The following is a 25,009-nucleotide window of genomic DNA, read 5'->3' on the forward strand; positions in this document are numbered from 1 at the left end:
GGGGTTGCAGGGCGACGGCGCTTGTTTTGCCCGGTACTTAGAAGGAAGCGCACACCATGAAAAAGGGTGCTCACATTTTCGCGACCGTCGCCGCAATCTTCTGCGTCGGTTTGGCATTTGCAATCTTTTCCGCAGATCCATCACATGCAGCAACCTTGGATTATGGCCTGCTTTCCAAGTCTGCGGGTCTGCATCATGTCTTTGAGGCAACCCCGGTGCTTTTGGGCCTGCGAGCGCAGCTTGCGGATATTACAACGCGGGCTGAAGCCAAGCGGGCTGAAATCACCGACGATATGGATGAAGCGGCAGTTCGCGCAATCGAAACCGCTCACGCTGCGATCTTGGCTGAAGCCGCTCCGGTACAAGCTGATATTGCCCGACTGGAAAACGAGCAGCGTAACGCGCCTCCTGCTCAAACAAACCAGCAGGCTGTCGCTGCTGAAGCTGTCCGCGCCGAACGCGAACGCTCAAACGCGATTGAAGAACTGGCAACCCGTTCCGGGTTCCCGGAACTCGGTCGAGAGCACATCCGCTCGGGCACGGAGGTTGTTGCATTCCGCAGTTTGCTGCTTGATCACATGGTCAACAATGAGCGGAACGCTCCGACTGACAGCCGTGTCAACGTAATTCGTGATGAAGGCGATACCCGTCGTTCTGCGCAGATTGAGGCTTTGGCTTATGGCCTCGGCGCACCGGAGCCGCAGGCCGGTCCATCGCAGGCCGCTCGCCAGTTCATGGGTATGGGCCTTGTCGATCTCGCTGCTGAAAGTGTGAACTATCGCGGTCGCCGTATGATGAATGCGCGCGACATTGATGATGTATTCACCCGCGCATCACATTCAACGTCAGACTTCCCTGTAATCTTCGAAGGCGCTGTGAACCGCACGCTTGAACAGCGATACGCATTGGCCCAGCCAACATTCAAGCGCTTTGCTCGTAAACGTAACTTCCGCGACTTCCGTCCAGACACCACCGTCAAGGTCGGTGATTTCCCACTTCTGAAAAAGGTGCTGGAAAATGGCGAGATCAAGTACGGCTCGTTCGGTGAGGGCAAAGAGCAGGTGCAGGCATTTAGCTATGCTATCGCGCTCAACATAAGCCGCCAGATGCTCATCAATGATGATCTTGGTGCGATCTCGGAATTGCTGACAAGTTATGGTGCTTCGGTGGCGTTGTTCGAAGAAGTCACCTTCTATGCCGGTGCGTTCAATGGCAAGCTTGCTGATGGCAAAGCCGTCTACGATGCCGAACACAAGAACCTTGCAGGAGCCGCATCAGCTATTACGGTCGACGCGGTTGGTGCTGGTCGCACCGCCATGAGTAAGCAGGAAAGCAAGGACGGAAATCCGCTACTTGCCAACAATCCGACGATCATGCTGGTTGGTCCAGATAAGTTGACGGAAGCTGAAAAGCTTCTGGCATCAATCACTCCTGCAACAGTCGCAAACGTCAATATTTTCTCCGGTCGTTTTGAGCTTCTGTCATCGTCGCAGATCAAGGGCAATGCATGGCATTTGCTTGGAGATCCCGCAGCGGGGTCAAACTACCGTTGGGGCTATCTGGAAGGCTATGAAGCGCCACGCGTTCGCATGGATGAGCCTTTCGGTCGACAGGGTTTCAGCATGTCGGTTGAACATGACTTCGGTTGTGGCGCTACCGATTATCGCTTCGGCTACAAGAACGCCGGTGCCTGATTGAAAAGCGGCGGATCTAATTGATCCGCCATACTTCCCGTTTCAATATTCAGAAGGGATAATCCCATGAAAAACTATATCCAGCCCGGCAAGACAATAACCGTTCCTGCGCCAGCTGATGTGAAGTCTGGTGATCTCGTTGTGGTCGGCGACCTGTTCGGTGTCGCTGAGTTTTCAGCCGCTGAAGGTGATCCGGTCGAGATTGCGACCGAAGGCGTCTTTGAGTTGCCAAAGGTGGCAGCACAAGCTTGGACCGTCGGCGCTAAGATTTATTACGTCGCCGCAGATAAACTTTTGTCGGCGACCGCCGGCAGTAATTTGCTTGTTGGTCACGCAACTGAGCCGGTTGCCAATCCTTCCGGATCTGGCGCTGTTCGCCTGTCGGTGTAATCGGACATGGTGAACTGGCGTAAACTTGAAGCGATGGTCGATCAAAAGATCGGCCAAAGCTACGGCGAGTCAGTTCGCCTGTCTTTTATGAAGGGGCAGGTTGCTGATCCAGCTAAGCCCATGATTGATGTCACTGCCGTTTTGCATGTCGGCGGTGACGATTCCCGTTCTCCCGGTCCTACGGGTACGTATCGGACGCGGCTGTCATTAAGTGAAGCCGAGTTGTTTTTAGATCGCTCAATCTATGACGGGCCAATCCCACAAGCTGGTGACAAGGTCCGTGCAAATGATCGCGATGGAAAGCCATGGTTTGAAGTAGCTGCGGTATCGGATCGCTACAGCAATCTCGTCGTTTTGAAGTTGGGGCATAACTAATGTCGATTGGCCGTATCGCACTGCGTATTGCTACCGTCGAAGCTTTGCGCGGCAACACTTCTGTTGAAGGTAATGTGCTCGATAGCGAGATCGGCTCAATTGATGTTGCGGCAGATGACAGTCTTCGCACCAATCAACAAAAGCCGTTTATATCTGTTTACACTGACGGCGCTAAAGCAGACGATCTCGGTAGTGGTCGCAGGCTTTGGGTAAACGGGTTAACCGAACTGCTGATCGAAACCGGCATCACAGCATCGATGACAGAAACCGATCAGGAAACCGGCGAAAGCACAATTATCGGATTTGGTATTCCCGCTGCGGATGCTGCCTTAGAGCTTTTCCTTGATGTGGTTGATAGACAGGTCGTTGCAGTGTTGATGGACCCGGACAACGTCTGGTCTGAGATCTGGCGCGGGCTGGTTAATAACATTGCAAAAGTCGAGCGCAGACGCACTGCGGATGCTGAAACAGGCACGCGCATGGCTGCACATCAGCAATGCATAGTCTGCGACATTCTGCCGGATCCTGTTTACGGCGCAGCGATTGCGCCGTCATCGCTTTGGCAAAAACTGCTCGATCAGATGGAACACATCGATCATCCATATTTGACAGCTCTGCGTGGTTTACTTGGCATTGATGCGGTGCAGTTGAAATCTTCCGAACAGCGTCGACGCTTCGGTCTGACGCTGGATGAGGCGAGGGCGCTTTGCGATATTGCTCCGCACGATCTCGAAGCTGTCGAACCGGATATTAAAATAGTTACTGTCGAGAGGTCGCATGGCTGACGATCTGGCGAGTATCCTTGTTGAAATGCAGCGGCGGATTTTTGAAGTGGAACGTCGCCTTGCCAATCAACGGCGCACTGGCGTGATTGATGAGATTGACCATGCTAAGGGCGTTGCTCGGGTCAAAATTCAAGGCGGCGATCAGCCGTTTCGTACTGGATGGATTCCGTGGAAAGAGATCGCCGCAGGCGGTATCTCAACCCACATTCCGCCGACTGTCGGCCAGCAAGTCGATGTTATGTCTGAAAGCGGTGATCTGACAGATGCTGTAATAGACTTCTCAACTCATTCGAACGCAAACCCGCGTCCCCACGATGGACCCGATGCGGTCATTACCAAGGGCGGCGTAAAGCTTTTCATCAGTGACGATACGGTCACGATTGATGCTGCCAATATCACTTTCACAGCCTCCAGCGGGAACTTGGCCTGATGCCTTTAATCGTTCGTCTTGGTGACTCATCCAGTCACGGCGGCACAGTGATTTCGTCAGCGGACAAATGGGCCTGCGAAGGCAAACTCATCGCCCGAAAGGGCGACCTGCATTCCTGCCCCATTCCCGGACACGGCGTCACGGCCATTGTGTCAGGTTCCTCAAAATTCATCTGTGAAGGCGATCCAGTGGCGCGAACGGGCGATACGACGGGTTGCGGCGCAACGTTGATTTCAGGCGCGGCTAAATGGTCGTGCGATTAACAGGAGAAATTTCAATGAAAGTCATCGTCAAGGAAAGCGGCTTTTACGGCGGTACCTATTATACCGCCAAGGCCGCAGAGCAAGAAATGCCGGACGCGGTCGCTAGGCAGTTTTTGGCTCCCTATGGTCATCAGCTGGAAAAGCCGGAAGATCGCCAGAAGGCTACGCGTCCAGCCAAGGATTAAGCCATGTCATCACTTGGATTTTCGAATGTGGATGGCGCGCTGAAAACAGGCTTTGACCACGTTCGGCAGTCCATTGAAGTCATATTGAATACGCCTATCGGTTCGCGTGTCATGCGCCGTGATTTCGGCTCTGAGCTTATGGCGCTGATTGACAGACCTGCGAATGATCAAACCATTCTTGGGATCTATTCGGCTTGCGCAATGGCAATTGCGAAGTGGGAACCACGCTTTGCACTCACCGGCATCAATATCAGCGATTTGACCGTCCAGGGTGCTGTCACTCTGCAAATCACCGGCGTTTACTATCCGAACGGTCACAAGGGCGATTTCTCAGTCACTGAGAATGAAACTTCCACGAACATCACTCTAGCAAGGACATTGTCATGAGCCGCTTTGTTGCGCCAAACCTGACTGACCTCGGCGATATTCCAAGCGTCGTTTCTGTGGATTTCGAAGAGATTAAGGCGTCACGCGATGAATATTTGATCGCGGCACTCGACCGTTTCGGCATCACATATGACGTTGCCAAGCTTGAAACCGATCCTATGGTCATCGCATTTTCGGAAGGTGGCGGATATCAGGAAATGAAGTTTCGGCAGCGGGTCAATGAAGCGATCCGCGCCTTGTCGTTAGCAACTGCAATTCGTGGCGATCTTGATCATATCGCCGCCACCTACGCTGGTATCTCGCGTCTTGTCTATGACAACGCCGCAGATGACCAGCCATTCAACTCGCAGTGGGATGATGTTCTCGGCAAGTGGGTGGAACTGGATGATATATTCCGTTCTCGTATCCTGCTTGCATTCGAAGCGTTTTCGACGGCTGGGCCGGAAGGCGCTTACACCTTCCACGCTCTTGAATTGGACGGCACTCGCGATATTGCCGATGTGGCTGTTTATTCCGAGGAAGATGCTGCGGTCTATACGGCTGGCCTTCATGCAGATGCCTACTCCATGGGGCTGATCCCTGCGCCGTTTACAGGCCGAAACACTGGTGATCTGGTTCTCGCTCCAGAGATATTGATCGTTGTCTTGCCTGTTATTGAATATGGCCCAGCCGATCAATTATTGCTGGATCGAACATTCACAGCGGTTACGCCAAAAGACGTTCGACCGATTGGCGACAATGTTCGCATCGAGCCTGCAACCGTGACCGCATATAACATCGAGGTCACGCTTTATTATGCACCGGGTGTTGATGTTTCGGCAATGGCTGCTGAAGCCAAACGGCGATTGACGGCTTACGCGCAATCCCGTCGACGCATTGGCCTTGCTGTGCAGCGTGAAATCATTGGCGGTCGCGCAGCGGTCGATGACAATGTGACGGTCGAGGTTACTTCACCTACCGCTGACATTGAACCCGGATCTAAAGGTGTTGGGCAGGTTGGTACGATCACCGTCAATACCGTCCAGACACAAGGATCGTGGCAATGACGGCAGCACAAGCAATTGATGCTGTCACTGACCTTGCCCGCTCTATCCTCCCCGCACGATCCTCGCCGCTCACAGTAGCGTTGCTTGCTGCGGAACTGGCAAGGATTGCGACGGTTGATCCAACGGTTATCGCGACGATATGGAATCCCGCTACCTGTCCGAAAGTTCTGCTGCCTTATCTCGCTATGGGCGTCTCGGTTGATGTCTGGTCGGCTGATTGGTCTGAGGAGCAACAGCGTCGTGTTATCGCCGCATCACCGATGGTTCACCGATTAAAGGGCACACGCGGTGCAGTCGAACGCGCTCTCGCGGCTTTCGATCTGGAGACCCGGATTGTTGAATGGTGGGAAGATGGATCTCGACGCGGAACTTTCCGTGTTGAAATCCTCTATCGCAATGGTAGCCCAGTATTCGATCTCGAAACACAATCAGCAGCAATCGCATCGGTTGATGCAGCAAAACCAAAGTCACGCGTGTTTACAACGCGTGCCATCTTGCAGGCACGAGGTGGTGTTTACCTCGGCGCAATCTCTCAGATTCATTTGGCTGCAATTGCCCATCCGTTCGCGTTTGACCCTCCCGTTTTACGCGCATCCAGCTACGTCGGCGGTGCGCCATGTGCGTTTACTTCTGCTACAGCTCATTACAAGGCTTAAGAGTATGGCTCAAAATTCATTCGCGTTGATGACAAACCTTGGGCGAGCCAAGGAAGCGGCGGCGCTCGCTAATGGCACAGCTATCGTTATCACACACATCGCAATCGGTGATGGCACAACGATTCCATCAGGCGGTGAAACTGCCCTTTATAATGAAATCGCACGAAAGGCGATTTCTGGTCATGGAACGGTAGTTGGTGCCTCGAACGTCGCCTATTTTGATATTTTTCTCGCAGCATCCGAAGGGCCGTACACTATTCGCGAAGCTGGTCTTTATGACAATGCTGGTGACCTCATCGCTATTGCACGTTACGACCCTCCGATAAACAAACCTGTGCCCGCAAGCGGACAGACAGTCGAAGGCACAGTTCGTCTTGAGGTGGCGTTTTCTAACGTCGCGAATATTACGATTGTTGTAGATCCTGCTTTTACCATTCCGCTTCAGCGCCTCTCACGCCTGCCGTGGATCTCAGTCTTATCTATGAGCATCACCGCTCCACCGGCAACGCCAGCATTGGGCGATGCTTATGTGGTGCCGGCAGGTGCAACAGGCGCATGGGCCGGACAGTCTGGGAAGGTTGCAGAATACACTACCGCTGGGTGGGGCATCATCACACCGCCGGATGGCCACGGCATCAGTTTGCCCGATGGACGCGTTTTCGAGAAAATCGCTGGAACCTATATCGAGAAACTTGCTCTCGATGCTCAATCAGGAAAGTGGAACTATGCAACCTCTGGCGGAACGGCTGCGGCATTAACAGCTGCATTGTCGCCTGCGCCTGTAAGCCTTTCCGATGGGTTGCCGGTTTTGCTGCGTCTCGCAGTTAAGCCGAATGCTGGCGCGACATTCAATCTGAATGGCTTGGGAGCAAGACCGTTAAAGGGTCCTGATGGCGAAGCAATTCGAGTAGGTGACACTGCCCTTAATGCTACCGTCCTCTTGGTTTATAGCGCCAATCTCACTTGTTGGGTTGTTTTGACACCGCCACAAATGCCAACGCAAGTCACAGGGTTCAAAGCGAACAACCTCGGCGTCATGGCAATCCCGGCCAATGTGAATACCGACGTCAAGTTCTCGAATACAATATTCGATACCTTAAGTGGATATTCGATTTCATCGGGGGTCTATACCGTCAAAAAAGCCGGTGTTTACCAGTTCAATGCGAATTTCTGGATGCCAGACGTAGATGCAATCTCAAAACTTTTCATTTCGAGAAATGGATTACTGGTTGCTGAAACATCGGCCAATACGCGAGGTCGAGTGCTGGCCGTTTCCACTTTGGAAACTTGTGCAATTAACGATCAGATAAAGGTAGTGGTCCGGCAGGAATCTGCGGGCACAGTATCGACATCGGCGGGCGGCGGCTTCGGTTTTTCCGGTTCGCTGATCGGAGGGATTTAAGATGAAATCATATAAGCTCTCAGCTGAAAATGTAACGCTTCTCGCAAAATTGCTGCCGGTTGTTTCTGAAACATGCAGTTACGACGGTGAAAGCCTTCACTGCCCGGACGATCTTAAAAACGAGATTGCCGCAATCATCTCCAGCGAAGGTTGGGACGCGTCAGGGTTGGGCTTCATCAAAGATGCGTTAAAAGCCACGGTGGATACTGCAGCTGAAGCTGAGCGGTTAAAATACATCACACCCGGCAACGGGCAGGCGATGACATATCAGCAGAAAGTGGCTGAAGCGCAGGCGTTCAAAGCAACAACCAATCAACTGGCTTCTGACTATCCGACGCTGTCATCGGAAGTCGGTATCACAGCTGAAACGATAGGTGAGGTTGCGGATGTAGTTCTCACCGCCTTCGCACAGTGGCAGCAAATCGGTGCGATGATTGAAAGTATCCGCCTTGGTGCCAAGCGTGACATTGATGCGGCAGAAGATGAAGCCGCAGCCCGTGCGATTGTTGATGCAATTGAGTGGCCGCAACCGGCGTTCTGAGTTCACCTGAACATTTAATCCCATAAAACCCGACCCTGTGAGGTCTTAATCGTAGGAGTGCCGCAATGGCATCTGTGTCCTTTCACCATGGCACGCGTGTATTCGAAAGTGCTGAAACCCCGCTTCTCGTTCGTATTGGTCGGACAGCTGTCATTGGTCTGATCGGCACAGCGCCTGATGCAGATGCGCTTGCCTTCCCACTAAATAAGCCGGTGCAGATCCTGCGGGCGCAGGATGCCAATGCGCTCGGCAATGATGGTACACTGAAATCAGCCATCGACAGCATCTTTGATCAGGTTGGCTGTCCGATTGTTGTTGTGCGTGTCGAGGCTGGACTTACGACCGCTGCGACTTGGGCGGCGTTGATCGGTGATCAGACTGCTTTCACCGGCGTTCATGCGTTCCGGCGTGCATCATCCGATGGTCTTTATAAGCCGAAGCTGCTTATCGCGCCGGGCTTTACGCAGACTTCGGCAGCTGACGGCATTGCATCAATCAATGTCACCGTCGGGGGTAGTGGCTACGATGCTGACACCACGACCGTTGCAATCACTGGCACCGGATCCGGCGCGGAAGCTGAAGCCATTGTTGTCGAAGGTGCAATCACGGGCATTATCGTTCGCAAAGCTGGCTACGGTTATACCGGCACTCCGACGGTCACTATCACCGGCAAGACTGGCGCAAAGGACGCGACTGCAACCGCTAATATCGGCTCTGTAATGAATCCGGTTGTCGCAGAACTTGCGGGAGTTGCAGAAAAGCTAAAAGCTGTTGCATATGTCGATGGGCCGGACACGACAGATCAGGCGGCGGTACAGTATCGAGGTTTGATCAATTCTGGGCGTATCGCTATCTGCGATCCGAAGGTTCTGAAATTCGACAATACGCAAGAGGCGAATGTACCGTCGCCTTCCTCGCCGATCTTTGCAGCACGACAGGCGAAGATGGATCTTGATCAAGGGTTCTGGTGGGCTGGTTCTAACGTCGCTGTTGCTGGTATCGTCGGTGTTAATCGACCTATCGAATATGGCGATCAGTCGAACTACCTCAACGAAAACCGGATCAACACGATTGTTAACATCGACAACACCGGATTCCGTCTTTGGGGTGTTTGGACTTGTGCCTCTGAATTACTCTGGCAGTTTATCCCGGTTCGCCGCACAGCCGATGCAATCAATGAGGCGCTGGAAAAGGCTTACCTCGAATTTGTCGACAAGCCGTTTACGATAGCCAATCTCAAATTCATGGTTGAAGGCGGTCGCGCTTTCTTGCGCCAGATGGAGCAAGAGGGCGCAATCCTTCCCGGTCACGATTGCTGGTTGCTTGATAGCAACACAGATGGTGACATGGCGCAGGGTATCATCAAGCTTGGCGTTAAGTTCGAACCGCCTGCACCGATGGTTGATATTCGCATTACCGCGCATCGTAACATCGCAAGCTATACGCTTCTGCTCAACAAAGTTGCGCAGCAGATTTCTTCTGGCACGGCTGGTTAAACTCCAGTCATTTCCCACTCACACTGTTTCAACGTCAATAAGGGGTTAGACTCATGTCTGACATGCCACGTTATATTCTGCGCAACTGCACGATCTTTGCAGACCGCGTATCCAAGATCGGGCAGGCAAGTGAAATCACTCTGCCTGTACCGACTGAAAAAGTCGAAGAGCTACGAAACGCCGGTATGGTTATGCCTATCGACGTGCCTATGGGCTTCGAGAAAATGGAAGCGAGCTTCAAGCTTTCCGGTTTCGATCCGCAGGTGATCAAGCTGTTCGGTCTCGAAGTTGGTGCCGAACGCGAGTTTATGGTGACAGGCGCGCTTGTTCATGAGGATGGCACGGTCATCAACGCCACCGCTTATATCCGTGGTCGCCTGATCAAGAATGATCATGGCGGTTGGAAGCCGGGCGATATGGCGGAAAACGATTTCCAGATCACGCTGCGTTACTACAAGCTCGAAGTCGAGGGCGCGACGCTTATCGAAATGACCCCGTTCGATGTTACCATCGGCGGCACTTCACGCACTTCTTCTATCCGCGCAGCGCTTCTCGTCTAAGCTTGCCAAAATCAAAGGCCATCTCAAATGTCTGATACCAAAACAATCAAGCTTTCCAAGGCTTACAAGCTTGGCGGTACTAATACCGACGAAATCACAATCCGCGAACCGAAGCTCTCCGACATGATCGTGGTCGAGAACGTCGCCAAGGATGCTGGCAACAATGCCGTTATGGCTCTGATGATCGCGCAGCTGTCTGACGCAACACAGCCGGAAATCATTGAATTTTCCATGGCTGATTATAAGAAGTGCGCAAAGGTGATTTCCCCTTTCTTGACGCAGGACAGTCCGGCTGGCGACGACTGACCGTCTGGCTCTGCCAGAAACTTCACACACCCTTGACGACGTTTCTGGAAATGTCACCGCATGACGCAATGCGGTGGCGCGATGAAATTATTGAGCTTGATAAATTGCAGGGACGATAATGGCTACTCTGACTTCAAAACTGGTTGTCTCTCTCGTCGATCAGATATCAGGTCCCGCTCGCGGTGCAGCTGCGGCCCTGCGAGGATTGACAGGTCACGCAAATAGAACCACCGCTGCCATCATGGGTGCTGGCGGTGGTTTCTCGGCTGGCGCATTGGCGCGCAATCTGCTGGCGATTGGTGCGGGTTATGTCGGTGTGCGTGAAGGCATCGGCGGCACGGTCGGCGCTGCTATGAAGTTCGAGGAAGCCTTTGCCGATGTGCGTAAGGTTGTCGACGGTACGCCTGCGCAGCTATCCGTTCTCAAAAACGAAATCCTTGAGATGTCGAAAGTCATCCCCACTTCGGCTCAAGGTATTGCTGAAATTGTTGCCGCTGCTGGACAGTCAAACATTCCTTATGAAGAGCTCGTCGACTTTTCTAAGATGGTAGCGCAGGTGTCAGTGGCTTGGGATACTTCCGAGCGCGATACATCTGACTCCCTTGCAAAGATTAAAACTCAGCTGAATATGACCACCAAGGAAACGGGTCTATATGCTGATGCGATCAACCACCTCAGCAATAACACGGCGTCGACAGCACCTAACCTTGTCGATTATTCAAAGCGTGTTGCCGCACAAGGTGACATGTTCGGTTTCGCTGCGACCGAAACGCTGGCCTTTGGTAGTGCCATGATCTCGGCAGGTGGTGAAACGGAAGTTGCTGCCACCTCATTTCGAAATATGGGCATGGGGCTGGCTACGGCTGCCAACGCACCCAAAAGAGCGCAGGCAGCGTTCAAGGTTATTGGCGTCAATTCGCAGAAAATTGGTAAGGCTTTTAATAAAAATTCTGCTCGCACTATGCTTGATGTGTTTGACCGCATTAGCAAACTGCCAGAACACAGACGCGTTGAGGTGGCGACAGACATCTTTGGACGCGAAGCTCGCGCTCTTATGCCCTTGATTAACGATTCACGCGAATTGCGTCGTCAGCTTGGGTTGGTCGCGACTGAAGCAAATTATACCGGATCTGCGTTTCAGGAGTTCATCATCCGCGCCGACACAACCGGCAATGTGCTTGACATGCTCGGTAATAAGCTTCGTGCACGTGGCATCAAGTATGGTGAAAGCTGGCTTCCTACACTGAAGGAATTTTCGCTCGGCGTAAGCGATGTCGTCGACACGCTTGATAAGCGCGTTGGCGTCATCGACAACATCCAGATGGCAGTCAATGGCCTGATGAGCGGTTTCGGCTATGGCGGAACAGGCGGCATGCGCGAGATGATTAATGATCTCGGCGATCTGCTATTCGGCAAAGCCTTTGAAGGCGATGGCACGCAAGTTGATCAGCGCATGATTGATCTTGCCAAGCTGTCGAACAATTTTCGAAAGATCGGCATCGACCTCAAAGCGTTTGCTGGCGATCTTAGGGAAGGTGATTTCTCCGGAGCTATGGGAAACCTTAGCGAGGCCATCAGTAAGATGTCGGGAACTGCCACCGTCATAAGTGCTATCGGTATTGCTGCCACCGGGGCTGCTATGATCACGATGGGCAGGGGTATTTCAAGACTGGTTATGTCGCCCTTTGGCAAAATTGGGCTGGTGGCAAGTGCAGCCATCACATTGATTGACGCGGTGAAGGGGGCAAATAGTATTGGTGAATTTGCCGACAATCTGGCTAAGCTTTCCATGGTCGAATGGGCGATGATCGCTGGCGGCTTGTTGGCTGTTTCTGGCCCGCTTTTGAAGTTAAGGAACCTCATAGCAGGCACTGCTGCCGCAACCGCCGTCACTACAGCGGCGGGCGTTGGGGGCGGTGCAGCAGCTGTATCAGGCAGTGCCGGTGCTGGCGCTGGCTTGTTGAGCCGATTTATGGGCTTTGGGGGAGGTGCTGGCGGTGTTATGGCGCGAGGCGGACTTTGGGGGATGATTGCTTACGGAATATACAAGGGACTTGAAGCGAAAGGCCCATCCGATCCTCGGTATATAGAGCCTGAGTTTTTTGTCGATAAATCCAATGAGCATAAAAACAAGCATGGCTCCGGTGCAGGGCAGGCTTTGCCAGCCGCACCACTTCCTGATCAACCAGCAAAGGCGACAACGCAACCTTTTAGCTTTGGTGCAATCTGGGATGCGCTGTCTGCGCCATCTCCCAGTGCTGGTGTGGCCGGGGCTAAGCAGCCAATAAACTGGAGTAGTTTACTATTTGGAAAGGCAGCTGACCCAAACTTCAACGCCAAAGATCACTTCGGAATACAAACAAGGGCGGCGAATTCCGGCCCGGCGGATGTATTGTTAGTCGGAACCCCTTCCGTCACCGTGGCATCTGCCGTCGAAACAAGACCTAGCGGTGTGCAGGATGTGCGTTTAACAAACCCGCCTGAGCGTCCATCAATCACGAACCACATTACAGTTCATATGACATCGAACGCGTCTCCAGATGCTACGGCCCGTGCAATCGCGGACAGGCTCGCCGCTGCTTCAAATGGCGCATTTTCTGACGGAGGAATGTAATGGCAATTCCTATGTGCCTCGGCCCATTCATGTTCCACTCGTTGAATTTTGGTTACAAAGGATTGCGGCGGGATCTTTCTACAAAGTGGGCAAGCATCAACACTGTAGGCGGATTGAACCGCCTACAGTGGACGGGTGGTGATGAGGATACGACTTCAATCGAAGGTGTGCTTTTTCCTCACGAGTTTGGCGGCTTAGCTGTTTTGGAAGGGCTACGCGGTGCCGCTTCATCGGGCACGGTGCTGCCACTCATAACACTGGCAGGCAACGTCTATGGCATGCACGTAGTCGAGGGGGTGAGTGAAGATCAGACTTATCACACCAGCCTTGGACAACCGCGCATGGACGTGTTCCGCATCCAACTCAAACGTTACGCAGGCGGCGGCTTCTCGCCGGTGTCTGTTATTCAATCATTGTTCGGGTGATCCTGATGAGCCGTATCTATACAACCATACAGGGTGAAATGCTCGATGCCGTTTGCCGCAAAGTTTACGGCGACGAAAGTGGCTATGTCGAGCAGGTCATGGAAGCGAACCCCGGGCTTGCTGGATTGCCTCATCGACTACCGATAGGAACAAAAATTCATCTGCCACAGTTGAGCCAAGCAGATGACAGTCAATCAGTGGTATCGCTATGGGATTAATCTAAAGACCTATGGCTGGCCTGCAAATAGCTCTGTCTGCGTCAGAATTGTCAGGAGTTGCTGTGTATGATGCTTGCTCTCCAGCAGTCTCGCCCGGCTGAAGATTGGTTATGTAAGCTTCAGCCACATCAACAAAATCTTTGCCCCTCATAATTCTACAAGACACTGTTACCCACCCGAATCCCAAATCACTCTCGTTTTTTATCTGAACCATCACACTGTGATTGCTACCAGACTTCTTTATTTCCTGGCTGATAACCTTAACGTGCCCCAGCGCCGCTAATAGATCTTGGCTTGTTGGCTTTGTCGTCTCAGATTGGGCTGAATTTCCAAAAACTAAAGCAGTTAAGCCAAGTGCAATACCAGTAATGTGACGCTTCATTTATTCTCCCTATCGTATTTTTCAGCAAACCCCGGTGCCAAATGAAGACTCCAGCCTTTGAAATAAAAGTCAACGGCAAAGCTGTCGCGTCCATAATGAATGAACGCCTCATTTCTTTGACGGTCACTGACAAAGAAGGTGTCGGGTCCGACTCCGTCGACTTCGAAATAAACGACGGCAATCCTTTTGCTGAGATCCCAAAGAAGGGTGATAAGCTGGAAGTTTCGCTCGGTTATCTTGAAACGGGCATTTTGGCTTTTGGCTCTTACACCGTCGATGATCCCGAAATCCGCTGCCTGCCATACGGCATGAATATTCGGGGCCGGGGTGCGAACGTTCGCGACAAGTTCAAGCAGAGCCGGTCTCGACACTGGGATGATAAGACTGTTGCAGACATTTTGCAGCAGATTGCTTCCGAAAATGGATTGCAGCCTGTCATCGATGACGAGATTTCAGCGCATAGGTACGAATGGTTCGGACAGCAAGACGAAAGCGACATGCATGTCTGCGAGCGTCTCGCCCGAATCCACGGCGCATTGTTCTCGGTCAAGGATGGCAAGCTTGTATTTGCGAAGCGCGGAAGCGGAAAGTCTGCGACCGGCAAAAATTTAACACCTGTCATTGTCGGCCCGCATGAGATCGTACAGGGAACGTGTCGCATTAACTTTGCCTATCGCAAGAAGATCAAGAAAGTTCGTGCGAAAACGCGCAATCGTGCCACCGCAGAGACTGTCGAAGTCGAGGAAGATAGCGACGATGAAGGCAGCGCCGATTACAACCTGAAGGAAAACTTCGCTACGGAAACGGAAGCAAAGAAAGCTGCGAAGTCTAAGGCTGAAAGCCTTAAGTCTGAAACAGTTAAAACGTTCGTGACAGTTTTCGGTGATCCATCAATTCGGGCAGGCGCGCCCTTTGGTTATAAAGACGTGCGGCCGGAAATTGACGGGATGGAATTTATCATCGAGACGGCAACGCATAAGATTTCTAAGTCTGGCTATACGACCGACATCGAGGCCAAACTTAAGCCGGTCGCGGACACATCGAAGTCGAAAGATAAGAAAAAGTCTTCGTCTCCAAAGACCAATAAAAACAGCCCGAAGACGCCTGAAGTTCCTACACCTAAGCCGCAGGCGCCAGCTGCTTCGACACCTGTTACGGGCGGCTCCCCTATGGGCTGGGGTATTGGTCGCGCCTGACCCGATTCCACAATTTTGAGAAACCGACAGATTGAACCGTTCCATTTGGCGCGGCGCTTTCTGCTGCCTTTAAGGATGAATTGTCATGAAAGCCAACTTCGCAAACTCATTCGCTTTCACTCTGAAATATGAGGGTGGCTATTCCAGCAACCGCAAAGATCCCGGCAATTGGACGGGCGGCAAAGTTGGCGTCGGCACGCTGAAAGGTACGAAGTACGGCATTGCCGCACACTCGTATCCCAACCTCGACATCAAAAATCTGACGTTAGATGACGTGAAGCCGATCTATGAAAAAAACTACTGGCGACCGATCCAAGGCGATAGCCTGCCACTCGGTATTGATCTGGCGACCTTTGACAGCGGCGTGATGTCGGGTCCTGCGCGTGGTGCGAAGTGGTTGCAGGCGGCGCTCGGCGTAAAGCAGGATGGCGTCGTCGGGCCTAACACACTGGCGAAAGCTCGCGTGTCCGATGCTCGATCCATTGTCAAAAAGATTTGCGCAAAGCGAACCGGGTTTGTGCAATCACTTAAAACCTTCGTCACCTTCGGCAAGGGTTGGACAACGCGCATTGCCGCTTGCGAAGCGCAGGCGCTCAAAATGATTGTCGCCACTGCGTCAACTGCTGCTGCTGCAACTGTGGCACTCCAGACCGAAGCAAAGGCTGCTGCATCTAAAGCAAAGCAACAGGCATCAGGCGCAGCTGCTACCGGGGCAGGTGGCACTGGCACTTATGCGGTATCCGATCAGGTGGCCCACTGGCTTACGGCTGGCTTGATCGTCGGCGCTGTTGCACTCGTCGTTTTTCTCGTCTGGCGCTCTCATGTAAATAAAACGCGCTCTGACGCTTTCACCAAGGAAGCAGAAGCATGAGCAATGCAATCTTAGAAACGATCCTGTCGTCTGCTGTGCGAACTGGGTCCGGCGTCATCAAAGACATTATTACAGCGCAGCTTGGCTCGACAATCGGTGGTCTGGCGGGAACAGTCGTAGACACGATTGCAGAAAGTCTTGGTGTAGATGCCGTTGCTATTCCGTCTGTTCCTGCTGAACAGATCGATGCCGCTGTCACGGTGGCTGACAATGATAAAGAGATCATCCAGCTTTACATTGAACAGCAGAAACTCACCAATAGCTTGCTGTTAGCAGAAATGAACAAGTCGGAAAGCCTTTGGACATGGGCTTGGCGTCCGGCATGGATGTGGTTTCTCATGCTGGCTTGGTTTTATGCGCTTATGGCCGCGCCAATTGTCAGCGGCATGACAGGCGTGGGCTTCGACATTCCCGATCTAAGCGTCCTCGTCAGCCTGACAATCACATTTCTAGCGCTCTACATGGGCGGACATACAGCGAAAGACATTTGGGGCAAAAAGTAATGGATGATCCATTCAGCGAATACGGCCTAAAAACATCGGTTCTGCTCGCTGGCTTTGCTGGGGGTATCTTGCGGGCATTGTCCCGCAAAAAATCATCCATGAAAGAGACAATAGCATCGCCCATCTGCGGTGCGTTGGCAGCAGGATATCTCACTGGCCCGATTGTCCATTATCTTCGGGCGGTCAATTTCCCGCTGCCTCCGGATGATGGCACGAATGTTGGCTTGCATGCCGCAGCATTTGTTGTTGGCGTCAGCGGCATGTGGATTAGTGATGCTTTGTTCGAAATAATCAGCACCCGGCTGCGCAAGCCATAATAAACAAGCCCCGTTTTAACGGGGCTTTTTGCGTTTTAGATTTGTTTTCATTCATCCGGTTCTGTGCCGGTGTAGCCGCGATACATGCCTGCCGAAACAACTTTGATTGCTGTTGCCGTTTCTTCGGCTGACCAGCCAGCTGCAACTGCATCATCAATGAGATCGCGTATGCCTGGTACGCCGGTATCAGCTATAGCGGCAGCGGCGTCGGCTTCTGATGTTCCGGACAATGCCGCTTGTTCGATCAAGTCTGAAATGCCCTCCGATACGGCTTCCTGACAATCTAGATCTCGATCTGGATAGTTACCGGCCTGCTTAGGTTTCAACATAGTGCTCTCCCTTTTAAGAAAGCAGTTAGCGCGTTTATTACCTTCGTCCAGCCAAAGCGTCTTCACCTTCCTGCTTATGTTCGTAGCAAAACCAAAGTTGGCCATATTTTGTTTTGTAACCATATGTGCCCCACGCTTTGCATCCGTCAGCATCGCACCAATGTTCCCACTTGCCTCCGGGCTTTGAAACACGGCCATTGTCCGTTCCGTATCCGCTCATGCTAAACCACCCACAAAACCGCTCATTTCTTTAAGGCGCACCATGGATAGGCGCATAGTGCCTTTACAGCCGCGTCCTTTGCAGCGTGCCATGCTCTCGATCTGATCAAGATAGAGCTGCGAACGATCAACCGTCTCGCAGAGCAATAATTTATCGGTGTAAGCCAGTCGGTTACATTTTCGGCAAATCAGCTCCAGCTTTTGATCGTCTGCCAGATCTCCGACTTTGATATGAGTTTTCCAGTTTCCTATCACCAGAAGTCCTCAGCTGATGGAATGCGGGTGTAACTGATCTTTCCGCCAACATGTCCGCCTGCCGGTGGCTTCCATTCTCCCATGCTAACGATTGTGCCGGAATACTTACTGTTGAGCTTGTCGACAGCCCCGTTTGCGCGTTCCCATTTCTGGCGCAGCTGATCGTCATTATTGAGCAGATCTATTTGACGCTCATCAGCTGGCGATAAGTCATACAGTGTGACGCCGACGCGGAAGATCGTCGTTCCTCGTGGAAACTCTCGGCGGACTCGGTTCCAGAGTGCATTGAGGCCAGCCAATATCGCTTGATCGTCATTCACGACGGATAGCCCTTGTTTGCCAAGCCATGAGCCTTCGTGGATTGATAGCCAGAGCCATAAGCCTCCAGCATAGAAGTTTTCCCGGCGCAGGCGGCGTGCAGCTTTTGTCAGCAAGAGGCGTGAGATTTCATAAGCGCCATCGATCTTACGCGACTCTGGCGGAAGCACGCGCCCATGGCCAAACATGCCGCGCTGTTGTTCTGGTGCTTGGATGTCATATCCATGCAAGGCATACCAAAGACGCTCACCGTTCACGTTGTTCCAAATCTTGCGCATATGCTTTGGTTGCAGTGCGTAGAGCTGTTCTGTGGTGTAGACGCGGTTTTTATAAAGGCGCTGCGCCAAACTCGATCCTATGCCGGGAATGTCTTCTAGTTGGATTTTCAGCAAAGGGGCTGGCATTGATGCCGGATGCCAGATCGCAAGGCCGTTGCCATAGCTGCCGTGGCGCTTGCTGTCGTCTTTACCCGCCTTGCAAGCAATCTTTGCCAACTGGCGGTTCGCAGCGAAACCAATGGAGCTGGTGATGTATGGCCCGATATTGTCAGCGATAGCGGACTTGATGCGCTTAGAAAGTAATTCAGGATCCCGCTTGCCACTATCGTCCAGCACGCACGTCATCTCATCGATGCTCTTGGCCGTATCAATCGCGATGACGGTTTCAATCTCGCAGAGCAGCGCGTTATGCGCTCGTCGGTATAGATCTGGGTTCTGTGGCACGAGAATGAGATCCGGACAAACCCGAAGCGCGTCCTTGATTGGCATCACATTCTTCACGCCCATCGCTTTCGCCTCTTTTGAGCAGGCAATCACGGCGGTTCGATTGGTGCCTTCAAATGGAACAACACCGATTGGCCTGCCGCGCAGACGCTTGTCGCACTGTTGCTCGACTGACGCAAAGAAGCCATCAAAGTCGAGGTACAGCCGTTCTATCGTCTCAGGCAGGCGCATTTCAAACTCCAGAAAACAGGGCGCACGAAACCTGTCCCGAGTACGTAGGCACTAAGGAACATATTCCGCGCTATAGGGGAATGTTCCTAAAATGTTCTCATTTTGGGAAAGAGTCAATCCGAGTTCTTACCGTTGTGGAAATTTGAGGAAAACTCTTTCGAGTGATGTTTAACTAGAAAGGCCACCATGAAGGGGCGGAGTAAGTGCATGTCATTAGCTTTAATATTTTGATGATTGAAAACGCTCTATTTCAATACGATCTTGTCTTTTCGGCTTAGTGATTGTAGTAGGTGCGCCAACGTGTGATTTTGCAGCGCTCATGTGCGTCACGCAACGTGACACAAAATGGGATACAAGACTGCCGTTAAGGTGGATATTGTGTAACAAAATCAAGGTGGGGGGTTAGGTGCGGCTGCTCTCTATCCGCACCAACTGCCTCAAGGCAAAGAATTTCTCTCCCGCGACAAGGCAAAAGCGCCGGCAACGGCGGGACAATGATAGAAGTGAAGGTTTGAACATGCAGGTTACCGAAACGCTTAATGAAGGGCTGAAGCGCGAGATTAAAGTCGTGGTTCCTGCCGGAGATCTCGAAGCGAAGCTCTCTGAACGCCTAGAGACCGCGCGCGGTCGTGCTAAGATCAACGGTTTCCGTCCAGGTAAGGTGCCAACTGCGCACCTGCGCAAGACCTACGGTAAGTCCTTCATGGCAGAGATCGTGAACGAAATCCTCAATGATTCATCGCGCTCGATTCTTGCTGACCGCAACGAAAAGTCGGCAACCCAGCCAGTCGTTTCGATGTCGGAAGACGAAAAAGAAGCTGAAAAGGTTCTCGACGGCAAGGCCGATTTCGTTTTCTCGCTGACTTACGAAGTTCTGCCAAAGATCGAAGTCAAGGATTTCAGCAAGATAGCTGTAACCCGTGAAGTTGTCGACATTTCGGAAGAAGAAGTTGACGAACAGGTTAAGCGCATTGCTTCCTCGACCCGCACTTATGAAGCGAAGAAGGGCAAAGCTGAAAACGAAGATCGCGTAACGATCGACTATCTCGGCAAGCTCGACGGCGAAGCCTTTGAAGGCGGCGCAGACACCGACGCTCAGCTCGTTCTTGGTTCGAACCAGTTCATTCCTGGATTTGAAGAACAGCTCGTTGGCCTTAAGGCTGGCGATGAGAAGGTTATCAACGTAACTTTCCCTGCTGAATACGGCGCAGCACATCTTGCTGGCAAAGAAGCGACCTTCGATATCACTGTTAAGGGCGTTGAAAAGGCCGGAGAACTCGTTCTCGACGACGAAACTGCAAAGAAGCTCGGCATTGAGTCGCTTGAGCGTCTGCGTCAGGTTGTTCGTGAGCAGATCGAAAGCCAGTACGGCCAGATTACCCGTCAAAAGGTAAAGCGTCAGATTCTTGACGCGCTCGATGGCGATTACGCTTTTGAAACCCCTGAAAAGCTGGTTGAAGCCGAATTCAACAACATCTGGCAGCAGATCAACTTCGACCTGCAGCAGGCTGGTCGTACGTTTGAAGACGAAGAAACTACGGAAGAAGCTGCTCGCGAAGAATATCGCAAGCTTGCTGAACGCCGCGTTCGTCTCGGTCTGGTTCTCTCCGAAATCGGCGAAAAGGCTGGCGTAGAAGTGACCGAAGAAGAACTGCAGCGTGCGGTTTTTGATCAAGTTCGCCGCTACCCAGGTCAGGAAAAGGAAATCTACGAATTCCTGCGCAAGACGCCGGATGCAGTTGCTAACCTGCGCGCACCAATTTTCGAAGAAAAGGTCGTTGACCATCTGCTCGCAAACATCAACGTGACCGATAAGAAGGTTTCGAAGGAAGAGCTGACTGCAGAAGACGAAGATGGTGCTGAAGCAAAGCCAGCAAAGAAGGCTGCTCCTAAAAAGAAAGCAGCTCCTAAGAAGAAGACAGAAGAAAAGTCCGACGAGGCTTAATTCTTTCTTTGATATGAATATGGAATTGGCCGCGCATTGCGCGGCCTTATCTGTTTGACCACATCGAATTGACCGGCCGAAAAGCTTGCATCCTATGGGGGTTTGCTCTAGCCAGTAATCAATCAGTTTTTAGCTCAATCCGAATATTTGCGAGCCAGCATGACCCTTATTGATACGCGCACACCAGAACCGAAACGCTTCATCTCTGGCGCCACCGGCGACTGGGAAGTCGTCATTGGCATGGAAGTCCACGCACAGGTCACATCCGAATCGAAGCTCTTCTCCGGTTCGTCCACAGCGTTCGGCGCGGAGCCTAATGCGAATGTATCTCTGGTGGATGCTGCGATGCCGGGCATGTTGCCGGTGATCAATATTGAATGCGTAAAACAAGCGGTTCGTACCGGCATTGGCCTTAATGCTCAGGTCAACTTGAAGTCAGTTTTCGACCGCAAAAATTACTTTTACCCTGATTTGCCGCAGGGTTATCAGATTTCGCAGTTCAAGCAGCCGATCATTGGCGAAGGTAAGATCATGATTTCGGTCGGCCCCGACAATAAGGGCCAGTTCGAAGACGTTGAGATTGGTATTGAGCGTTTGCATCTGGAACAGGATGCGGGTAAGTCGATCCATGATCAGCATCCGACCATGTCCTATGTAGATCTGAATCGCTCTGGCGTGGCGCTGATGGAAATCGTTTCCAAGCCTGATCTGCGCTCATCGGATGAAGCGCGTGCTTATCTGACCAAGCTGCGCACGATTGTCCGCTATCTTGGCACTTGCGACGGCAACATGGATGAAGGCTCTATGCGTGCCGACGTGAACGTTTCCGTTCGTCGTCCGGGCGGTGAGTTCGGAACACGCTGCGAAATCAAGAATGTCAACTCGATCCGCTTTGTTGGTCAGGCAATTGAATATGAAGCACGTCGCCAGATTGCTATTCTGGAAGACGGCGGTTCTATCGATCAGGAAACACGTCTGTTTGATCCGGTGAAGGGTGAAACTCGTTCGATGCGCTCCAAGGAAGAAGCGCATGACTATCGCTATTTTCCAGATCCAGACTTGCTGCCGCTTGAATTTGATCAGGCATTTGTTGATGCACTTGCCGCCGATCTGCCAGAACTGCCAGACGTTAAGAAAGATCGTTTTGTCGAAAAGCTCGGCATTTCGGTTTATGACGCGTCGATTCTCGTCAGTGAAAAATCCATTGCCGATTATTACGAAGTCGTTTGTGATGGTCGTGATGGCAAACTGGCGGCAAACTGGGTCATCAACGATCTTCTTGGTGCGCTGAACAAGGCGGGCAAGGACATTGAAGAATCGCCTGTTACGCCTGCACAGCTCGGCGCGATTATTGATCTGATTAAGGACGGTACAATTTCCGGCAAAATCGCTAAGGAATTGTTTGAAATTGTCTGGAACGAAGGTGGCGAACCGAAGCAGATTGTCGAAGATCGCGGCATGAAGCAGGTGACTGATACCGGCGCGATCGAGAAGGCTGTTGACGACATCATTGCAGCCAACCCGGAAAAGGCTCAGCAGGCCAAGGAAAAGCCGAGCATGGCTGGCTGGTTTGTTGGTCAGGTCATGAAGGCAACGGGCGGCAAGGCTAACCCGCAGGCCGTTAACGATCTGGTTAAGTCCAAGCTCGGGATTGAAGAATAATGTGGGTTCGCAGCGCCAGTGAAGCCGATCTGAAGGCCGTGCACGAATTGCTGGTTTCAACTTGGCATGCGACTTTCGATGATATTCTTGGTCAGGAGACGGTGAATGCCGTCACTGGCCAGTGGCACTCCGTAGCTGCGCTTAAAGCCAATCTGAAGAAGCCATATTCGGAATTCATCGTTGCAGATAACGGCGAGGGCGGTATCGATGGCATGGCTTTTGCGAGCCAGACCGGAGAGGGCAAGGCCTCGCTGCATCAGCTTTATGTGCGCCCTGAAGCACAGGTTCAGGGCATCGGTACGATGCTGCTGGCGGAAATTGAAATGGCTTTTCCCGGCGTTAATACGATGCATCTTGAAGTCATCGAGCGCAACGTAAAGTCTGTTCGTTTTTACGAGCGTAAAGGCTATGCGCAGGTCGGCCGCAGCGAAGATTGGGGCGATCCCAATTGCAAAGAGCCTGTGCTGATTATGGAAAAGTCTCTTGAAGGCTGGAGCATGTAGCAACTCTTTGCTGCTGCATCATACTCTTGTGACAGCGGCAACTTGCCCCTTGCCTTGTGCCTTTGATAGGGCCATAAGCGTTCAAAACCCGGCAGTTATTCTGCCTGTGGCAATAACGGATCTGGATAGGTCATGAAAACATTTATTACGCAAGTCTTCACGTGGTGGAATAGCCAGACGCTTGGCACCCGCCTTCATACCTGGCGCAAAGGCGAACGGGTTGGCGAAGATGAGTTTGGTAATATCTACTATCAGGGTGGCAAAGACTCTGAAGGTCGTACCCGTCGCTGGGTGATTTTCAACGGTTATGCAGAAGCAAGCGCGATCCCTCCGGGCTGGCATGGGTGGATTCATCACCGCGTTGATACACCGCCAAGCAAGGAAGACTACAAGCCACGTGACTGGCAGAAGCCACATTTGCAGAACCTTACAGGTTCGCCACTCGCTTATCGTCCAAAGGGCGCGATTGCTATTCCGGGAACAACACCGGGCGAACGTCCGCGCGTTACGGGTGAATATGACGCCTGGACACCGGGTAACTAATTAAGCAGAAAATACGGCATGATTATTCATGCCGTATTTTATTGCGCGCGGTTTGCGTAAATGGGCTGAGGATATATGCCTCAGCTGTGTGACGATACGGCATTGTTGCTTGCGACTGGGCAACGAATCGTCACATTTAATCCCTAGGAATTATCCCGGCGCTATAATTAACCAGATTGATACGGATATCCGTTTTGACGAAGTATTCTCCCGGCACGGCTATAAACGGTAAAAACTGGTTCAAGCAGACATCTAAGGCTGCTTTGCTCGCGCTGTTGGTTGGTTCGTTCAGCTTCAATGCAGCTTATGCCGAGCGTATTTCTAATCCCGTTGCAGAGTTTTCGGGGCTGGATAAGATCACAGGCCGTATTACCAGCTTTGACGTTTATATTAATGAGACCGTGCAGTTCGGTGCGCTACAGGTAACGCCGAAGGTTTGCTATTCGCGTACCGAGAGCGAAACTCCGCGTACCGATAGTTTTGTCGAAGTTGATGAAATTACGCTTGATCGTAAGATTCGTCGCATCTTCACCGGCTGGATGTTTGCTGATAGCCCGGGTCTGAATGCCGTTGAGCATCCGATCTATGACGTATGGCTGAAAGACTGTAAACAGAAATCTGATGTTCCACCGCCGGATCAGCGTAAATAATCATTAGATTTAAAAAATGGCATTGCCTTGAAGCGCTTCATCAAGAAGCGCTTCATATTTTTTGCGCTTCACTTCGATTGCGCCAAAGCGCTCAAGGTGGGCTGTGGTAAATTGCGTATCCAGCAGCACAAATCCCTGTTTCTTCAGGTGCTCAACGAGATAAGCAAGGCAGACCTTTGATGCGTCGCGCTTGCGTGTGAACATGCTTTCACCGAAGAAAGCGCGGCCCAGCGTTACGCCATATAGCCCGCCAACCAGCTGACCGTCATGCCATGCTTCAACCGTGTGGCAATGACCAGCCTCAAAAAGCTTACCATAAGCCTCACGGATGGGAGCGTTGATCCATGTTCGCGCACGTTCGCCGGAGCCACTCGCGCAGCCGTCGATAACGCCCTCAAAATCACTGTCGAGCTTAATTTCAAAAACAGCTTGTCGGATGGTTTTTTGAAGGCTTTTCGGAACGTGAAAGCCATCAAGCGGGATGATGCCGCGCTTATCGGGACGTACCCAGAAAATCTCTGGATCGTCCGCCTCTTCTGCCATAGGGAAAACCCCGGTGGCATAGGCCCGCAGGAGCAATTCCGGGTCGA

At 52.1% G+C, this 25,009-nt stretch carries 32 protein-coding genes; 27 read left to right on the forward strand and 5 right to left on the reverse strand.

Features of this window, described 5'->3' with window-relative positions; all coding sequences use genetic code 11:
* The first annotated feature begins 56 nt into the window (after positions 1-56).
* The 18 genes from U2P60_RS14310 (at position 57) to U2P60_RS14395 (ending at position 13,773) form a co-directional block, all read left to right on the forward strand.
* Entirely contained in the window at positions 57-1,694 is a 1,638-nt protein-coding gene (locus U2P60_RS14310; protein ID WP_413573114.1) for a hypothetical protein, read from the forward strand.
* Between the two features lie 66 nt (positions 1,695-1,760).
* A complete protein-coding gene (locus tag U2P60_RS14315; protein WP_413573115.1) occupies positions 1,761-2,084 on the forward strand; it encodes a DUF2190 family protein in 324 nt (107 codons plus the stop codon).
* Positions 2,085-2,090: 6 nt separating this feature from the next.
* Complete coding sequence (locus tag U2P60_RS14320; protein ID WP_413573116.1) at positions 2,091-2,459, forward strand: hypothetical protein; 369 nt, start codon at positions 2,091-2,093, stop codon at positions 2,457-2,459.
* Entirely contained in the window at positions 2,459-3,244 is a 786-nt protein-coding gene (locus U2P60_RS14325) for a hypothetical protein (protein WP_413573117.1), read from the forward strand. The genes U2P60_RS14320 and U2P60_RS14325 overlap by 1 nt, the downstream gene beginning before the upstream one ends.
* A complete protein-coding gene (locus U2P60_RS14330) occupies positions 3,237-3,674 on the forward strand; it encodes a phage baseplate assembly protein V (protein WP_413573118.1) in 438 nt (145 codons plus the stop codon). Before U2P60_RS14325 ends, U2P60_RS14330 begins: the two co-directional genes overlap by 8 nt.
* Positions 3,674-3,937, forward strand: coding sequence for a PAAR domain-containing protein (locus U2P60_RS14335; RefSeq protein ID WP_413573119.1), 264 nt, complete (start codon positions 3,674-3,676; stop codon positions 3,935-3,937). The genes U2P60_RS14330 and U2P60_RS14335 overlap by 1 nt, the downstream gene beginning before the upstream one ends.
* A 14-nt stretch (positions 3,938-3,951) precedes the next feature.
* Complete coding sequence (locus tag U2P60_RS14340; RefSeq protein WP_413573120.1) at positions 3,952-4,122, forward strand: hypothetical protein; 171 nt, start codon at positions 3,952-3,954, stop codon at positions 4,120-4,122.
* 3 nt (positions 4,123-4,125) lie between these two features.
* Positions 4,126-4,509, forward strand: coding sequence for a GPW/gp25 family protein (locus tag U2P60_RS14345; RefSeq protein ID WP_413573121.1), 384 nt, complete (start codon positions 4,126-4,128; stop codon positions 4,507-4,509).
* On the forward strand, positions 4,506-5,555 hold the full coding sequence (locus tag U2P60_RS14350; protein ID WP_413573122.1) for a baseplate J/gp47 family protein: 1,050 nt from the start codon (positions 4,506-4,508) through the stop codon (positions 5,553-5,555). Before U2P60_RS14345 ends, U2P60_RS14350 begins: the two co-directional genes overlap by 4 nt.
* Positions 5,552-6,211: a phage tail protein I gene (locus tag U2P60_RS14355; protein ID WP_413573123.1), complete on the forward strand. Its 660-nt coding sequence runs from the start codon at positions 5,552-5,554 to the stop codon at positions 6,209-6,211. The genes U2P60_RS14350 and U2P60_RS14355 overlap by 4 nt, the downstream gene beginning before the upstream one ends.
* Positions 6,212-6,215: 4 nt before the next feature.
* Positions 6,216-7,613, forward strand: a complete 1,398-nt coding sequence (locus U2P60_RS14360; protein ID WP_413573124.1) for a phage tail protein — start codon at positions 6,216-6,218, stop codon at positions 7,611-7,613.
* Between the two features lies 1 nt (position 7,614).
* Positions 7,615-8,154 carry a hypothetical protein gene (locus U2P60_RS14365; RefSeq protein WP_413573125.1) on the forward strand — a complete coding sequence of 180 codons (540 nt, stop codon included), beginning with the start codon at positions 7,615-7,617 and terminating at the stop codon, positions 8,152-8,154.
* A 65-nt stretch (positions 8,155-8,219) separates the two neighbouring features.
* Positions 8,220-9,650, forward strand: coding sequence for a phage tail sheath subtilisin-like domain-containing protein (locus U2P60_RS14370; protein WP_413573126.1), 1,431 nt, complete (start codon positions 8,220-8,222; stop codon positions 9,648-9,650).
* 53 nt (positions 9,651-9,703) lie between these two features.
* Positions 9,704-10,210, forward strand: a complete 507-nt coding sequence (locus U2P60_RS14375; protein WP_413573127.1) for a phage major tail tube protein — start codon at positions 9,704-9,706, stop codon at positions 10,208-10,210.
* Positions 10,211-10,237: 27 nt separating this feature from the next.
* On the forward strand, positions 10,238-10,516 hold the full coding sequence (locus tag U2P60_RS14380; RefSeq protein WP_413573128.1) for a phage tail assembly protein: 279 nt from the start codon (positions 10,238-10,240) through the stop codon (positions 10,514-10,516).
* 118 nt (positions 10,517-10,634) lie between these two features.
* Positions 10,635-13,130, forward strand: a complete 2,496-nt coding sequence (locus tag U2P60_RS14385) for a phage tail tape measure protein (protein ID WP_413573129.1) — start codon at positions 10,635-10,637, stop codon at positions 13,128-13,130.
* Entirely contained in the window at positions 13,130-13,555 is a 426-nt protein-coding gene (locus U2P60_RS14390) for a phage tail protein (protein WP_413573130.1), read from the forward strand. The genes U2P60_RS14385 and U2P60_RS14390 overlap by 1 nt, the downstream gene beginning before the upstream one ends.
* 5 nt (positions 13,556-13,560) lie before the next feature.
* Complete coding sequence (locus U2P60_RS14395; protein ID WP_413573131.1) at positions 13,561-13,773, forward strand: tail protein X; 213 nt, start codon at positions 13,561-13,563, stop codon at positions 13,771-13,773.
* A 1-nt stretch (position 13,774) separates the two neighbouring features.
* Here the strand turns inward: U2P60_RS14395 and U2P60_RS14400 are convergent, their stop codons facing one another.
* Positions 13,775-14,155, reverse strand: coding sequence for a hypothetical protein (locus U2P60_RS14400; RefSeq protein ID WP_413573132.1), 381 nt, complete (start codon positions 14,153-14,155; stop codon positions 13,775-13,777).
* 95 nt (positions 14,156-14,250) lie between these two features.
* Here U2P60_RS14400 and U2P60_RS14405 point away from each other — a divergent pair, with 95 nt between their 5' ends.
* From U2P60_RS14405 to U2P60_RS14420, 4 genes are all read left to right on the forward strand, one after another.
* The gene (locus U2P60_RS14405) at positions 14,251-15,351 is read left to right on the forward strand and encodes a phage late control D family protein (protein ID WP_413573133.1); all 1,101 of its coding nucleotides are present in this window, start codon (positions 14,251-14,253) and stop codon (positions 15,349-15,351) included.
* Positions 15,352-15,436: 85 nt separating this feature from the next.
* Complete coding sequence (locus tag U2P60_RS14410; RefSeq protein ID WP_413573134.1) at positions 15,437-16,222, forward strand: glycoside hydrolase family 108 protein; 786 nt, start codon at positions 15,437-15,439, stop codon at positions 16,220-16,222.
* Positions 16,219-16,725 (forward strand): 3TM-type holin, encoded by a 507-nt coding sequence (locus U2P60_RS14415; protein ID WP_413573135.1) that lies wholly within the window; start codon positions 16,219-16,221, stop codon positions 16,723-16,725. The genes U2P60_RS14410 and U2P60_RS14415 overlap by 4 nt, the downstream gene beginning before the upstream one ends.
* Positions 16,725-17,042, forward strand: a complete 318-nt coding sequence (locus U2P60_RS14420) for a hypothetical protein (protein WP_413573136.1) — start codon at positions 16,725-16,727, stop codon at positions 17,040-17,042. The genes U2P60_RS14415 and U2P60_RS14420 overlap by 1 nt, the downstream gene beginning before the upstream one ends.
* Before the next feature lie 47 nt (positions 17,043-17,089).
* Here U2P60_RS14420 and U2P60_RS14425 read toward each other — a convergent pair whose 3' ends face one another.
* The 3 genes from U2P60_RS14425 to U2P60_RS14435 are packed head-to-tail and all read right to left on the reverse strand — an operon-like array spanning position 17,090 to position 19,116.
* Complete coding sequence (locus tag U2P60_RS14425; protein ID WP_413573137.1) at positions 17,090-17,569, reverse strand: hypothetical protein; 480 nt, start codon at positions 17,567-17,569, stop codon at positions 17,090-17,092.
* 18 nt (positions 17,570-17,587) lie between these two features.
* Complete coding sequence (locus U2P60_RS14430) at positions 17,588-17,845, reverse strand: hypothetical protein (RefSeq protein WP_413573138.1); 258 nt, start codon at positions 17,843-17,845, stop codon at positions 17,588-17,590.
* On the reverse strand, positions 17,842-19,116 hold the full coding sequence (locus tag U2P60_RS14435; protein ID WP_413573139.1) for a Y-family DNA polymerase: 1,275 nt from the start codon (positions 19,114-19,116) through the stop codon (positions 17,842-17,844). Before U2P60_RS14435 ends, U2P60_RS14430 begins: the two co-directional genes overlap by 4 nt.
* Positions 19,117-19,633: 517 nt before the next feature.
* On the opposite strand from U2P60_RS14435, the gene tig reads away from it, so the two are divergent.
* The 5 genes from tig (at position 19,634) to U2P60_RS14460 (ending at position 24,419) form a co-directional block, all read left to right on the forward strand.
* Positions 19,634-21,061 carry a trigger factor gene (tig, locus tag U2P60_RS14440; RefSeq protein ID WP_413573140.1) on the forward strand — a complete coding sequence of 476 codons (1,428 nt, stop codon included), beginning with the start codon at positions 19,634-19,636 and terminating at the stop codon, positions 21,059-21,061.
* A 159-nt stretch (positions 21,062-21,220) separates the two neighbouring features.
* Positions 21,221-22,723, forward strand: coding sequence for an Asp-tRNA(Asn)/Glu-tRNA(Gln) amidotransferase subunit GatB (gene gatB / locus U2P60_RS14445; RefSeq protein WP_413573141.1), 1,503 nt, complete (start codon positions 21,221-21,223; stop codon positions 22,721-22,723).
* Positions 22,723-23,226, forward strand: coding sequence for an N-acetyltransferase family protein (locus U2P60_RS14450; RefSeq protein ID WP_413573142.1), 504 nt, complete (start codon positions 22,723-22,725; stop codon positions 23,224-23,226). The genes gatB and U2P60_RS14450 overlap by 1 nt, the downstream gene beginning before the upstream one ends.
* A 132-nt stretch (positions 23,227-23,358) precedes the next feature.
* Positions 23,359-23,769, forward strand: coding sequence for an NADH:ubiquinone oxidoreductase subunit NDUFA12 (locus U2P60_RS14455; RefSeq protein WP_413573143.1), 411 nt, complete (start codon positions 23,359-23,361; stop codon positions 23,767-23,769).
* 179 nt (positions 23,770-23,948) lie between these two features.
* Positions 23,949-24,419: a DUF2155 domain-containing protein gene (locus U2P60_RS14460; RefSeq protein ID WP_413573804.1), complete on the forward strand. Its 471-nt coding sequence runs from the start codon at positions 23,949-23,951 to the stop codon at positions 24,417-24,419.
* A 9-nt stretch (positions 24,420-24,428) separates the two neighbouring features.
* Here the strand turns inward: U2P60_RS14460 and aat are convergent, their stop codons facing one another.
* Positions 24,429-24,998 carry a leucyl/phenylalanyl-tRNA--protein transferase gene (aat, locus tag U2P60_RS14465; RefSeq protein WP_413573806.1) on the reverse strand — a complete coding sequence of 190 codons (570 nt, stop codon included), beginning with the start codon at positions 24,996-24,998 and terminating at the stop codon, positions 24,429-24,431.
* Between the last annotated feature and the right edge of the window lie 11 nt (positions 24,999-25,009).

The sequence above is a fragment of the Brucella sp. H1_1004 genome (assembly GCF_047308065.1).
Lineage (GTDB): Bacteria > Pseudomonadota > Alphaproteobacteria > Rhizobiales > Rhizobiaceae > Brucella > Brucella pseudogrignonensis_B.